The 12,978-nt window shown below is 64.3% G+C and carries 11 protein-coding genes and 1 pseudogene; all 12 read left to right on the top strand.

Translation table 11 applies throughout. The features are described 5' to 3' along the window. Positions 1 to 75 precede the first annotated feature (75 nt). Positions 76 to 1,020, top strand: a complete 945-nt coding sequence (locus XAXN_RS07015; protein WP_054319015.1) for a chemotaxis protein CheV — start codon at positions 76 to 78, stop codon at positions 1,018 to 1,020. Between the two features lie 305 nt (positions 1,021 to 1,325). Then, positions 1,326 to 1,727, top strand: a complete 402-nt coding sequence (flgB, locus tag XAXN_RS07010) for a flagellar basal body rod protein FlgB (protein WP_003482950.1) — start codon at positions 1,326 to 1,328, stop codon at positions 1,725 to 1,727. A 3-nt stretch (positions 1,728 to 1,730) separates the two neighbouring features. Next, a pseudogene (gene flgC, locus XAXN_RS07005) lies at positions 1,731 to 2,137 on the top strand (flagellar basal body rod protein FlgC). A 37-nt stretch (positions 2,138 to 2,174) separates the two neighbouring features. Next, positions 2,175 to 2,840 carry a flagellar hook assembly protein FlgD gene (locus XAXN_RS07000; protein WP_054319014.1) on the top strand — a complete coding sequence of 222 codons (666 nt, stop codon included), beginning with the start codon at positions 2,175 to 2,177 and terminating at the stop codon, positions 2,838 to 2,840. A gap of 31 nt (positions 2,841 to 2,871) precedes the next feature. Continuing rightward, positions 2,872 to 4,095 carry a flagellar hook protein FlgE gene (gene flgE / locus XAXN_RS06995; RefSeq protein WP_054319013.1) on the top strand — a complete coding sequence of 408 codons (1,224 nt, stop codon included), beginning with the start codon at positions 2,872 to 2,874 and terminating at the stop codon, positions 4,093 to 4,095. A 151-nt stretch (positions 4,096 to 4,246) separates the two neighbouring features. Continuing rightward, positions 4,247 to 5,002 carry a flagellar basal-body rod protein FlgF gene (gene flgF / locus XAXN_RS06990; RefSeq protein ID WP_019300290.1) on the top strand — a complete coding sequence of 252 codons (756 nt, stop codon included), beginning with the start codon at positions 4,247 to 4,249 and terminating at the stop codon, positions 5,000 to 5,002. A gap of 778 nt (positions 5,003 to 5,780) precedes the next feature. Then, complete coding sequence (gene flgG, locus XAXN_RS06985; RefSeq protein ID WP_042822359.1) at positions 5,781 to 6,566, top strand: flagellar basal-body rod protein FlgG; 786 nt, start codon at positions 5,781 to 5,783, stop codon at positions 6,564 to 6,566. 38 nt (positions 6,567 to 6,604) lie between these two features. Beyond that, positions 6,605 to 7,297 carry a flagellar basal body L-ring protein FlgH gene (flgH, locus tag XAXN_RS06980; protein WP_042822358.1) on the top strand — a complete coding sequence of 231 codons (693 nt, stop codon included), beginning with the start codon at positions 6,605 to 6,607 and terminating at the stop codon, positions 7,295 to 7,297. A gap of 10 nt (positions 7,298 to 7,307) precedes the next feature. After that, complete coding sequence (locus tag XAXN_RS06975; protein WP_042822356.1) at positions 7,308 to 8,426, top strand: flagellar basal body P-ring protein FlgI; 1,119 nt, start codon at positions 7,308 to 7,310, stop codon at positions 8,424 to 8,426. A gap of 1 nt (position 8,427) precedes the next feature. Continuing rightward, positions 8,428 to 9,606, top strand: a complete 1,179-nt coding sequence (gene flgJ, locus XAXN_RS06970; RefSeq protein WP_054319012.1) for a flagellar assembly peptidoglycan hydrolase FlgJ — start codon at positions 8,428 to 8,430, stop codon at positions 9,604 to 9,606. Positions 9,607 to 9,617: 11 nt separating this feature from the next. Further along, positions 9,618 to 11,492, top strand: a complete 1,875-nt coding sequence (gene flgK / locus XAXN_RS06965; protein WP_054319011.1) for a flagellar hook-associated protein FlgK — start codon at positions 9,618 to 9,620, stop codon at positions 11,490 to 11,492. Next, positions 11,492 to 12,697, top strand: coding sequence for a flagellar hook-associated protein FlgL (gene flgL, locus XAXN_RS06960; RefSeq protein WP_054319010.1), 1,206 nt, complete (start codon positions 11,492 to 11,494; stop codon positions 12,695 to 12,697). The genes flgK and flgL overlap by 1 nt, the downstream gene beginning before the upstream one ends. Positions 12,698 to 12,978: the final 281 nt, after the last annotated feature.

Here is a 12,978-nt window from a genome sequence, read left to right as displayed (position 1 = left end):
GGGCAGATATCGACAGCGCCCCCGACCAACCATAAAGCCCTCAAGTTTCCCGAGGGCGCTGTCGATATCTGCCCCATGACCCACGATCTGCTCAACCGCATTGACCAGCGCACGCGACTGGCTGGCCACAATCGACTGGCCCTGCTGCTGTTCCGGCTGGGCGGACGCCAGCTTTTTGGCGTCAACGTCTTCAAGGTGCAGGAAGTGCTGCGCCGGCCGGAGCTGTTTCAGGTGCCTGGCTTGCCGACCGAGTTCGCCGGCGTGGCCGACGTGCGCGGGCGCTCGGTGCCGGTGCTGGATCTGGGCCTGGCTATCGGCCACCCGGAACGCGACTCGCACTCCGAGAACGGGCCTGGCTACCTGGTGGTGGCCGAGTTCAACCGCTCGGTTCAGGGCTTTCTGGTCAGCGGCGTGGAGCGCATCGTGAATATCGCGGTGGAAGATATCCACCCGCCGCCGGAACTGGGTGCCGAAGCCACTTATTTGACGGCCGTGACGCGCTTCCAGGGCGAGCTGATCCAGGTCATCGACGTGGAAAGCGTGCTGGCCGATATCGCCAAGGTCAGCAAGGACGTGCAACTGGACCCCTCGCTGCAGCTGGTGGCCTACAATCGCCAGTTCCAGGTGCTGGTGGTGGACGATTCGCGCGTGGCGCGCCAGCAGATCCGCAGCGTGCTCGACCAGTTGGGCGTTTCGGCGACCCTGCTGTCGGACGGCCGCCAGGCGCTGGACCACCTGCTGCAGGTGGCCGCATCGGGCGAAAACCCGGCCGACCGCTACGCCATGGTGATCTCCGATATCGAAATGCCGGCAATGGACGGCTACACGCTGACGACGGAAATCCGGCGCACCCCGGGCCTGCAAGGCCTGTATGTGCTGTTGCACACCTCTTTGTCGGGCGTGTTCAACAACGCGATGGTCGAGCAGGTGGGCGCCAACGCCTTCGTGGCCAAGTACAGCGCCCACGAACTGGCCGATTACGTCCTGGCCCGCCTGAAAGTGGTCGCCGAAGCGGCCTGAGCAGTTTGATCGGCCGCCCGCTCGCCGCTGATCGCAGGGACAAGCCGCTGCACCGGGCCTGCAAGGCCACAACGGTCTGGCGATTGGGTCGGTGCGCCGCCGCACCGGGCCCCTGGGAATGGCGAACCTTCCGGCTTGCCCCATGATTGAAGCGACTTCGTGAGTGACACGGGCCCATCGCGTCTTCCGGACAGCCGGCTGCGGTTCGTCGGCAGCGCAGATCATTCTCCGTGTTTTGCAGTCCGTACCACCTCGATTGGCACAAACATTGCTTTCTCCCTGGCAACACTTCGCGGGAGAGCACCGTGTCCAGTCCCTTCTCTTCGTTCCTCGGCGTCCATGGCGACGCGTTGACGCTGCGCGAGCAGCGCATGAAGCTCATTGCCAGCAACCTGAGCAATGTGGACACGCCCGGCTACAAGGCCAAGGACCTGAACTTCGAAGCGGCGCTGAAGTCGGCCCAGGGCGAGCAGGATGGCGGTCTGCTGCAGACCACCGACGCCAAGCATTACGAAGTGGGCGGCGGTGCCGGGCTCAACCCCTTCCAGTTCACCCGCGAAGCCGATCAGCCCAGCCTTGACGGCAATACCGTCGATCCAGATGCCGAACGCGCTGCCTATGGCCGCGCCGCGCTGGAATACCGCGCGTCGCTGAGCTTCCTCGAATCCAAGGTGCGCTCGATGCTCACCGCGATCACGGGCCAATAAGTCATGAGCAATCTTCCCATCTTCGATGTGGCCGGCTCGGCCCTGCACGCGCAGTCGGTGCGGCTGAGCACATCGCGTCCAACCTGGCCAATGCCGATTCGGTCGCAGGCTCGGCCGAGGCCACCTACAAGCCGATCGAGCCGATCTTCCAGGCCCAGCAAAGCCGCCAGGACCCCAGCCTGACCTCGGTGAACGTCAAAGAGATCACCACCACCAATGCGCCGCCGATCCGCCGCTACGAACCCGGCCACCCGCTGGCTGACGCCGACGGCTATGTGTTCTCGCCTGACGTGGATCCGGTCTCGCAGATGGTCAACATGATTTCCGCCTCACGCAATTACCAGGCAGGCGTGGAAATGCTCAATACCGCCAAGGAACTGGCGCTCGCGACCCTCACCATGGGTCGCTGACCCTTCCTAGCTGCCACCTACCAACGGAATCCTCCAGATGAGCACGATCGCCAGCGATATTTACAAAAACCTTGGCCTGAGTACCAGCAGCAAAACAACCAAAAAAGAAGAGGCGCTCGGCCAGGCCGACTTCCTCAAATTGATGACCGAACAGCTGCAGCATCAAGACCCGCTCAAGCCGATGGAAAACAGCGCGTTTCTTGGCCAGCTGGCGCAGTTCTCCACCGTGCAGGGCATTGGCGACCTCAATACCAAGGTCAGCAATTTCTCCAAATCGATGAGCAGCGATCAGGTGCTCAAGGGCGCGGCGCTGGTTGGCCACAATGTGATGGTGCCCTCGGCGCAGGTGACGATCGATGCCACCGGCTCGGCCAAGGGCGTGGTCGCCGCGACCTCGGCCGGCACCGTCAATTTCGAAATCACCGACGCCAACGGCGCCTTCGTCAAACAGATCAGCGTGCCGTCCAGCGCCGCCGGTGAGGTGTCGTTCGCCTGGGATGGCACCGATGCCAACGGCAACCGCATGGCGGCCGGCAAATACGGCGTGACCGCCACCCAGACCGACACCGCCGGCTCCAAAAGCAAGTTGTCCACCTATGTCGATGCACCGGTGGACAGCGTCACGATCGGCTCGGACGGTTTGTATCTCAACCTCACCGGGCTAGGCACTTCCCCGCTCGCCAACGTGCTCCGCGTCAGCTGAGCCGGCAACCAACACCTAAAGGAACTCATCCATGGGCTTCAATACCTCGTTGTCCGGCATCAACGCAGCCAATGCCGATCTGAACGTCACCTCCAACAACATCGCCAACGTCAACACGACCGGGTTCAAGGAATCGCGCGCCGAGTTTGCCGACATGTTCCAGAGCACCAGCTACGGCCTTTCGCGCAATGCGGTGGGTTCGGGCGTGCGCGTCAGCAACGTGGCGCAGCAGTTCTCGCAGGGCAATATCGACCCGACCGGACGCAGCCTGGACCTGGCGATCTCCGGCGAAGGCTTCTTCAACGTCTCGTCCAACGGCGCCAAGATGTATACCCGCGCCGGCAATTTCCAGACCGACGCCAATGGCTATGTGGTCAACCCGCAGGGCGCACGCCTGCAGGTGTTTGCACCCAACCCCAGCGGCAACGGTTTTGACGTGGGCCGCCTGTCGGATCTGCAGTTGCTGACCACCGACAGCCCGCCCAAATCCACCTCCACGGTCAACCTGGCCTTCACCCTGCCCGGCAATGCCACCGCGCCGACGGTGACCCCGTTCAACCCGGCCGACGACAAGACCTATAGCCACTCCACCGGCGGCATCAATGTCTACGACTCGCTGGGCGTCAGCCATGTGCAGACCTCCTACTTCGTCAAGACCGCCACCCCCAACGAGTGGCAGGTCTACAACTACGTGGACGGCGCTGCGGTCGGCGCCCCGACCACCCTGCAGTTCTCCGATACCGGCGCGCTGACCACCCCGGCCAACGGCATCATCGCGATGGCCCCGTTCACCCCGAGCACCGGCGCCGGCGTGCTGAACATGCAGCTCAACGTCACTGGCTCGACCCAGTACGGCGAAGCCTTCGCCTTGCGCGATACGCGCCAGGACGGCTACGCCAGCGGCAAGCTCAACGAGATCAGCATCGACACCAGCGGCGTGGTGTTCGCGCGCTATTCCAACGGTGCCGACAAGCCGCTGGGCCAGGTCGCCCTGAGCAGCTTCGTCAACCCGCAGGGCCTGCAGTCGCAGGGCAACAACATGTGGGCCGAGAGCTACACCTCCGGTGCCGCCCGCACCGGCGCCCCGGACACCTCGGACCTGGGCCAGATCGAATCCGGCTCGCTGGAATCCTCCACGGTCGACCTGACCGAGCAGCTGGTGAACATGATCGTGGCCCAGCGCAACTTCCAGGCCAACTCGCAGATGATCTCGACCCAGGATCAGGTCACCCAGACGATCATCAATATCCGGTAATAGCCGGGATTGGTGATCGGGGATTAGGGATTCGCAAGAGCCGGTACTCCGCCAATCGGATACCGGCCCTGCCCCCTCTTCTTCCAGGTCGCAACAGCCCGCGTTTACGAATCCCGAATCCCGATTCTCGAATCCCCAATCCCGGTGTCCCATGGATAAAGCCCTCTACGTCGCGATGACCGGTGCCCGCGCCTCCCTGCAGGCGCAAAGCACCGTCTCGCACAATCTCGCCAATGTCGATACGGTGGGATTCAAGGCCGCGCTGGCCAACACCGAGGCGTTCAAGATCCAGGGCAAGGGCTATCCGTCGCGGATCGATGCGCTGCATGTGGACCAGGGCTTCGACCGCAGCCAGGGCCATCAGAAGGTGACCGGCAACCCGCTGGACGTGTCGCTGCAGCAGGACCGCTGGCTGGCCGTGCAATCGCCCGACGGCAGCGAGGCCTACACCCGCAACGGCGAATTGGCGCTCACCGCCAATGGCCAGCTGGTCACCGCCAACGGGCATGCAGTGCTGGACGAAGGCGGCAACCCGATGACGATACCGCCGCACCAGGCGATGGAGATCGGCAGCGACGGCAGCATTTCGATCATTCCGCAGGGCGAAGGCCCGCAGACCATGGCCATCGTCGGCAAGATGAAGGTGGTGGATGCGCCTGCCGACCGTTTGACGCGGCGCCCCGACGGGCTGATGCGCAACACCAGCACCGACCCGGCACAGGCATTTGCGGTCGCCACCGGCAAGACCATCAACAGCGGCATGCTGGAAGGCAGCAACGTGGATGCGGCCGGCGCGCTGGTGGAAATGATCCAGCTGCAACGGCAGTTCGAAATGCAGGTCAAGATCATCAAGAACGGCGACGACAACGCGCAATCGGCCAATTCGCTGTTGCGGGTGAGTGGCTAAGCGCCACTGACGCCCACTACCGCACCGCCGGTTGGCTTGCCGCTCTGCCGAGCACCTGGATGGCGACCGCCCGGGTTCGCTGCAAGGCCTCTGGTTTGTGACTTGGCTGCAGGGCCCTTGCCCGCCCACCGTCGCAGGACACGCGGCAAGTACGTCCTTGTAGGCTCTTACGCCGCATCCATGCCGCGTAAGGTCCTGCCGGGCAAGGACCTGTCGAGATGGTCGGTGCGCATGGTGCAATCAATGCCTGACGTGGGCTGCTTGGATAACGGCCCGTCCAATCATCTTCTCAATGCAAGCCAAGCAATGGACACGCTTCAAGAGAGCAATCGACAACCTCTCTGGTGCGGTGGCCTCGCCAATTGCGGGACCGTGTGGCGGCATGGATGCCGCCACCGAGCCTACATGGACGTACTTGCGGCGTGTCCCGCGAGCGGTGAGGGCACCGCGCGCTCGACCGACCAGCCTGTTGCCTGCGTCGCAATGCCAGCCGGCAAATCCCAAGAACCCTTCCTCACGCAGCACCAAGGGTTTACACGTCGCCGAACACATCGATGATCGGCGACCGATCTGCTGCACCTGATCTTTGGCGCAGGTTTCCATCGCTTCCGCTTAGCCGCCGCCTGTCCGCCGCTGCCCTGCCCCGCGCAGCCCGCAGCAACCCACTCCGGGTGACCCACCGCACACCCGGCAAAAATCCGACGCGGCTTTGGCACGGCACGTGCATATACCCACCCGTGCCCGGAAGACATCCCCGGGTCTAACGAGGAATCGGGTCATGAATCAGGCTTTGTGGGTCGCCAAAACCGGACTGGATGCGCAGCAGACGCGCATGTCGGTCATTTCCAACAACCTGGCCAATACCAATACCACCGGCTTCAAGCGCGATCGTGCCGCGTTTGAAGACCTGTTGTACCAACAGGTGCGTGCGCCCGGCGGTTCCACCTCCGCGCAGACGCAGCTGCCGACCGGCCTGCAACTGGGCACCGGCGTGCGCGTGGTGTCCACCTTCAAGGGTTTCGACCAGGGCAGCCAGCAGCAGACCGGCCGCGCGCTGGACGTGATGGTCAACGGCCGCGGCTTTTTCGAAGTGCAGATGCCAGATGGCACCTCTGCTTACACCCGCGACGGCACCTTCCAGATCAACGCGCAGGGCGAACTGGTCACCAACAGCGGCTATCCGCTGCAGCCGGGCATCCAGGTGCCGGAAGGCGCGCAGTCGCTGACCATCGGCAACGACGGCACCATCAGCGTCACCCTGGCCGGCCAGGCTGCCGCGCAGGAAATCGGCGCGCTGACGCTCACCGACTTCATCAACCCCTCGGGTCTGCAGGCCAAGGGCGAAAACCTGTTCGTCGAAACCACCGCTTCGGGCCCCGCACAAAACGGCACCCCCGGCCTCAACGGCCTGGGCAACACCGTGCAGGGCGCGCTGGAAGGCAGCAACGTCAATACGGTGGAAGAGCTGGTGAGCATGATCGAGACGCAGCGCGCTTACGAAATGAACGCCAAGGCCATCTCCACCACCGACTCGATGCTCGGCTATTTGAACAACAACGTCTGATCGGCTCGCCGCTCCTCGCCCTCTCAGGAATCAATGCCATGTCACGCCTGCCTTCTCTCTCCCGTCTGTGCCTCGCCATTGCCTGCAGCGCGCTGCTGGGTGGCTGCGTGGCCGCCGGCGATGTCCGTCCATTCGCCGAACTGGCGCCGATCGTGCCGGTGGTGGCACCAGTGGCACAGCCGACGGCCGGTGCGATCTACGCCGCCGGCCCCGGCCTGAATCTGTACGGCGACCGCCGCGCCCGCGATGTCGGCGATCTGCTGACGGTGAACCTGGTCGAAAGCACCACTGCCTCATCCACCGCCAACACCAGCATCAGCAAGAAAGACGCCACCACCATGGGCGCACCGACCCTGCTGGGCGCACCGCTCACTGTCGGTGGCTTGAACGTGCTGGAAAACAGCACCAGCGGCGACCGCAGCTTTGCCGGCAAAGGCAACACCGCGCAGAGCAACCGCATGCAGGGCAGCGTCACCGTCACCGTGATGCAGCGCCTGCCCAACGGCAATCTGGTGATCCAGGGGCAGAAGAACCTGCGCCTGACCCAGGGCGACGAACTGGTGCAGGTGCAAGGCATCGTGCGCGCCGCCGACATCGCCCCGGACAACACCGTGCCCTCAAGCAAGGTGGCCGACGCCCGCATCGCTTACGGCGGCCGCGGCGCGATTGCACAGTCCAATGCGATGGGCTGGCTGAGCCGCTTCTTCAATTCCCGTCTGTCGCCCTACTGAGCCTGCGACCATGAATCTGTCTTCCCTGCCCTTCCGTCTGCTGGCTGCCGCGGTCTCGCTGTGCGCGATTGCCGCGCCGGCCAGCGCCGAGCGCATCAAGGATCTTGCCCAGGTCGGCGGCGTGCGCGGCAACGCGCTGGTCGGCTATGGCCTGGTGGTTGGCCTGGACGGCAGCGGCGACCGCACCAGCCAGGCGCCCTTTACCGTGCAGAGCCTGAAAAACCTGCTAGGCGAACTGGGCGTCAATGTTCCGGCGAACGTCAACCCGCAGTTGAAAAACGTCGCGGCTGTGGCCATCCATGCCGAATTGCCGCCGTTCGCCAAGCCCGGCCAGCCGATCGATATCACCGTCTCCTCGATCGCCAACGCCGTCTCGCTGCGCGGCGGCTCGCTGCTGATGGCACCGCTGAAAGGCGCCGATGGCCAGGTCTATGCGATGGCCCAGGGCAACCTGGTGGTCGGCGGCTTCGGTGCGCAGGGCAAGGACGGCTCGCGCGTCTCAGTCAATGTGCCCAGCGTCGGCCGCATTCCCAACGGCGCCACGGTGGAACGCGCATTGCCGGACGTGTTCGCCGGCACCGGCGAGATCACCCTCAACCTGCATCAGAACGATTTCACCACCGTCTCGCGCATGGTCGCGGCAATCGACAACAGCTTCGGCGCCGGCACCGCGCGTGCGGTCGACGGCGTGACCGTGGCAGTACGCTCGCCGACCGACCCGGGCGCGCGCATCGGCCTGTTGTCGCGGCTGGAAAATGTCGAACTCTCCCCTGGCGATGCACCGGCCAAGGTGGTGGTCAATGCACGTACCGGCACCGTGGTCATCGGCCAGCTGGTACGGGTGATGCCGGCGGCCATCGCGCATGGCTCGCTGACCGTCACCATCAGCGAAAACACCAACGTCAGCCAGCCGGGCGCCTTCAGTGGCGGCCGCACCGCGGTGACCCAGCAATCGACGATCACGGCCACCTCCGAAGGCAGCCGCATGTTCAAGTTCGAAGGCGGCACCACGCTCGATCAGATCGTACGTGCAGTCAACGAAGTGGGCGCCGCGCCCGGCGACCTGGTGGCCATCCTGGAAGCGCTCAAGCAAGCCGGTGCACTCACGGCGGAGCTAGAGGTGATCTGACATGCGTATCGCAGCCTCGCCCATTGATCTCAACCCGAGCACCAAGGCCGATCCGGCAAAGATCGACAAGGTCTCCCGTCAGCTCGAGGGTCAGTTCGCGCAGATGCTGGTCAAGAGCATGCGCGATGCGAGCTCCGGCGACCCGATGTTTCCGGGACAAAACCAGATGTTCCGCGAAATGTACGACCAGCAGATGGCCAAGGCGTTGACCGAGGGCAAGGGGCTGGGTTTGTCGGCGATGATTTCCAAGCAGCTCAGTGGCAACACGGGCGGCCCGGCCCTGAACACCTCGTTGAACACCGCCGAAGCGGCCAAGGCGTACGCCCTGGTTGCCGGCAAGCGCGATGCCTCGTTGCCGCTGCCCGCCCGCGATGGCGCGGCCACCGGCATCACGACCAGCAGCGTGGCCAAGGCGGCCCTGGGCGCAGGCAACTTGAGCGGCATCGGCATGAGCCAGGTGCTGGATCTGATCGCCGGACGTACCGGCGCTGGCGAATCCGGCAGCGACGATGCGGCAGCGCTGAGCTGGCCATCGGCCAATGATCGCTGGGCCGATGTGGCCGCCAGCGATGCGGCCGATGCCAATGCCGCCGTCAATGCGAGTGCCGCCAGCAGCGCCGCTGCCAGCCTGGGCGAGCGCACCCCGGAAGGCTTTGTCGCCAAGATCTGGACGCATGCGCAAAAAGCCGCGCGCGAACTGGGCGTGGACCCGCGCGCGCTGGTGGCCCAGGCCGCCTTGGAAACCGGTTGGGGCCGTCGCGGCATCGGCAACGGTGGCGACTCCAACAACCTGTTCGGCATCAAGGCCACCGGCTGGAGCGGCGACAAGGTCACCACCGGCACCCACGAATACGTCAACGGCGTCAAAACCACCGAAACCGCCGATTTCCGCGCCTATGGCTCGGCCGAGGAGAGCTTTGCCGACTACGTGCGGCTGCTGAAGAACAACAGCCGTTACCAGACCGCGCTGCAGGCCGGCACCGATATCAAGGGTTTTGCACGCGGCTTGCAACAAGCGGGGTACGCCACCGATCCGGGCTATGCGGCCAAGATCGCGGCGATCGCCAATGGCCCGACCATCGACCGTGCGGTGGCCGCCATCGGCAACGCGGCGGCCGATCTGTCCAACCGCTATGCCAGTACCACCGAGCCGGCCGGGCTCGGCACCATCCTTCGCTGAGGTAAACGCTCATGTCCGTCATGTCCACCGGGACCAGCGCGCTCATCGCCTTCCAACGGGCGTTGTCGACCGTGAGCCATAACGTCGCCAACATCAATACCGAAGGCTATAGCCGCCAACGTGTGGAATTTGCAACGCGCACGCCCACCGACATGGGCTACGGGTTCGTGGGCAATGGCGCCAAGATCACCGATGTGGGCCGGGTCGCCGACCAGCTGGCCATCTCGCGCCTGCTGGACAGCGGCGGCGAACTCTCACGCCTGCAGCAGCTGTCCTCGTTGTCCAACCGCGTCGATGCGCTGTACTCCAACACCGCCACCAACGTGGCCGGGCTGTGGTCGAACTTCTTCGATTCCACCAGCGCGGTGTCGTCCAACGCCTCTTCCACCGCCGAGCGCCAGAGCATGCTCGACAGCGGCAATTCGCTGGCGACGCGCTTCAAGCAGCTCAACGGGCAGATGGATGGCCTGAGCAACGAAGTCAACAGCGGGTTGACCTCCTCGGTGGACGAAGTCAACCGCTTGACGCAGCAGATCGCCAAGCTCAACGGCACCATCGGTAGCAGTGCCCAGGCGGCAGCGCCGGACATGCTGGACCAGCGCGACGCGCTAGTGAGCAAGCTGGTCGGTTTTACCGGCGGTACTGCGGTGATCCAGGACGGCGGCTTCATGAACGTTTTCACCGCCGGCGGCCAGCCGCTGGTGGTCGGTACCACCTCCTCCAAACTCGTCACCGTTGCCGACCCGTATCAGCCGACCAAGCTGCAGGTGGCGTTGCAGACCCAAGGCCAGAACGTCAGCCTCAGCGCCAGTTCGCTGGGCGGCCAGATGGGCGGTCTGCTGGAATTTCGCAGCAGCGTGCTCGAGCCGACCCAGGCCGAACTCGGCCGCCTGGCCGTGGGCATGGCCAGCACCTTCAATGCCGGCCACAGCCAGGGGATGAACTTGTATGGCGCGATGGGCGGCAACTTCTTCAATATCGGTTCGCCCGCCGTTGCCGCCAATCCGAGCAATACCGGCAGCGCATCGCTGAGCGCCAGTTTCAGCAACGTGAGTGCCGTGGACGGGCAGAACGTCACGCTCAGCTTCGACAGCACCAACTGGAAGGCCATCAACGCCAGTACCGGCTCCGCCGTGCCGATGACCGGTACCGGCACCGCCGCCGACCCGCTGGTGCTCAATGGCGTGAGCATGGTGGTGGGCGGCACGCCGGCCAGCGGCGACAAGTTCCTGCTGCAGCCCACCGCGGGGCTGGCTGGCAGCTTGTCGGTCGCCATTACCGATCCTTCGCGCATCGCCGCGGCCACTCCGGTCAAGGCCACTGCCACGGTCGCCAACCTGGGCACCGGCAAGATCAGCGACGTCAAGGTCACCAATGCGCAGAACCCCGCGCTGCTGACCCCCTCGTCGATCGAGTTCATTGACGCCAACCAGTACACCATCGATGGCGCCGGCCCGTTCGCCTACACCGCCGGCCAGACCATCAGCGCCAACGGCTGGAGCTTCGCGCTGGACGGCGCACCCAAGGCCGGCGACACCTTCGGCGTCGGCCCGATGGGCGCCGGCTCCAGCGACAACGGCAATGCCAAATTGCTGGCCAACATTGACGATGCCAAGGCGCTCAGCGGTGGCACGGTAACTCTCAATGGCGCGCTCTCCGGCCTGACCACCTCGGTGGGGTCGGCCGCGCGTGCGGCCAGCTATTCGGCCGATGCGCAAAAGGTCATCAACGACCAGGCGCAGGCCAGCCGCGATTCGATTTCCGGCGTCAACCTCGATGAGGAAGCCGCCAATATGCTGAAACTGCAGCAGGCCTACCAGGCCGCCGCACAGATGATCTCTACCGCCGACACCATCTTCCAAGCCATACTGGGTGCCGTACGCTGATGACCGACCGTATCTCCACCAGCATGATGTACAGTCAGTCGGTCGCCTCGATGGGCGCCAAACAGTCGCGGCTGAACCAGCTCGAATCGCAGCTGTCCAGTGGGCAGCGCCTGGTCACCGCCAAGGACGACCCGGTGGCTGCAGGCACGGCGGTCGGCCTGGACCGTGCCCTGGCGGCGATCACGCGCTTCGGCGAAAACGCCAACAACGTGCAGAACCGGCTTGGGCTGCAGGAAAACGCGCTTTCGCAAGCCGGCGACAAAATGGCGCGCGTCACCGAATTGTCAGTGCAGGCCAGCAACTCCTCGCTCAACCCCGACGACCGCAAGGCGATCGCCTCGGAACTGACCGCATTGCGCGACAGCATGATCAGCCTGGCCAACAGCACCGATGGCACCGGGCGCTACCTGTTTGGCGGTACTGCCGACGGCAGCGCGCCGTTCATCAAGAGCAGCGGCAACGTCACCTATAACGGCGACCAGACCCAGAAGCAGGTCGAAGTGGCGCCGGACACCTTCGTCAGCGATACCCTGCCCGGCAGCGAAATCTTCATGCGCATCCGCACCGGTGACGGCACTGTAGATGCGCACGCCAACGCCGCCAACACCGGGACCGGGCTACTGCTGGATTTCAGCCGCGATGCCAGTACCGGCAGTTGGAACGGCAGCAGCTACAGCGTGCAATTCACCGCCGCCAATACCTACGAAGTGCGCGACAGCACCAATGCGGTGGTCGGCACCGGCACCTATAAAGATGGCCAAGACATCAACGCAGCCGGCGTGCGCATGCGTATCAGCGGCGCGCCGGCGGTGGGCGACAGTTTCCAGATCGGCGCCTCCGGCACCAAGGACGTGTTCTCCACCATCGATGATCTGGTCGGCGCGCTCAATTCCGACACGCTGACCGCGCCGCAGCAGGCATCGATGATCAACACCTTGCAGTCGTCGATGCGCAACATCGCGCAGGCGTCCTCGAAGATGATCGATGCGCGCGCCTCCGGCGGCGCGCAGTTGTCGGCCATCGACAATGCCAACTCCTTGCTCGAATCCAACGAAGTCACGCTCAAGACCAGCCTGTCGTCGATCCGCGACCTGGACTACGCCTCTGCGATTGGGCAATACCAACTCGAGAAGGCCTCGTTGCAGGCAGCTCAAACGATTTTTCAGCAGATGCAGTCGTCGTCGTTGTTCAACATCATCCGCTGATTTTGCCGCAGAAAACCTGGGTTTTCTTCGCTCCTGCGCGTGAGCACCTGTGCAGGCGGACGAAGTTTATTTTCCGAAGAGTTATACCAGCACTAAAGATTGACGGGAGGGCTGCCGAATAAACCAAATTCCTTGATACACAACGCTTACGTATTTCGTCCCGACGCAGAACGACAGTAAAAAATACTGAATTTCGCTAAAGGTTCCCGACGCAACGCCGTTATTCATCTCAGCAGCGGTAACGGCCAACTTGATGGCCCCCCTGCGGAGGCTCCAGGCAA

The organism is Xanthomonas axonopodis, from assembly GCF_001304695.1.
Lineage (GTDB): Bacteria > Pseudomonadota > Gammaproteobacteria > Xanthomonadales > Xanthomonadaceae > Xanthomonas > Xanthomonas axonopodis.
The sequence above is the reverse complement of the archived record's forward strand: the minus strand, read 5'-3'. Positions and strand labels throughout refer to the sequence as shown.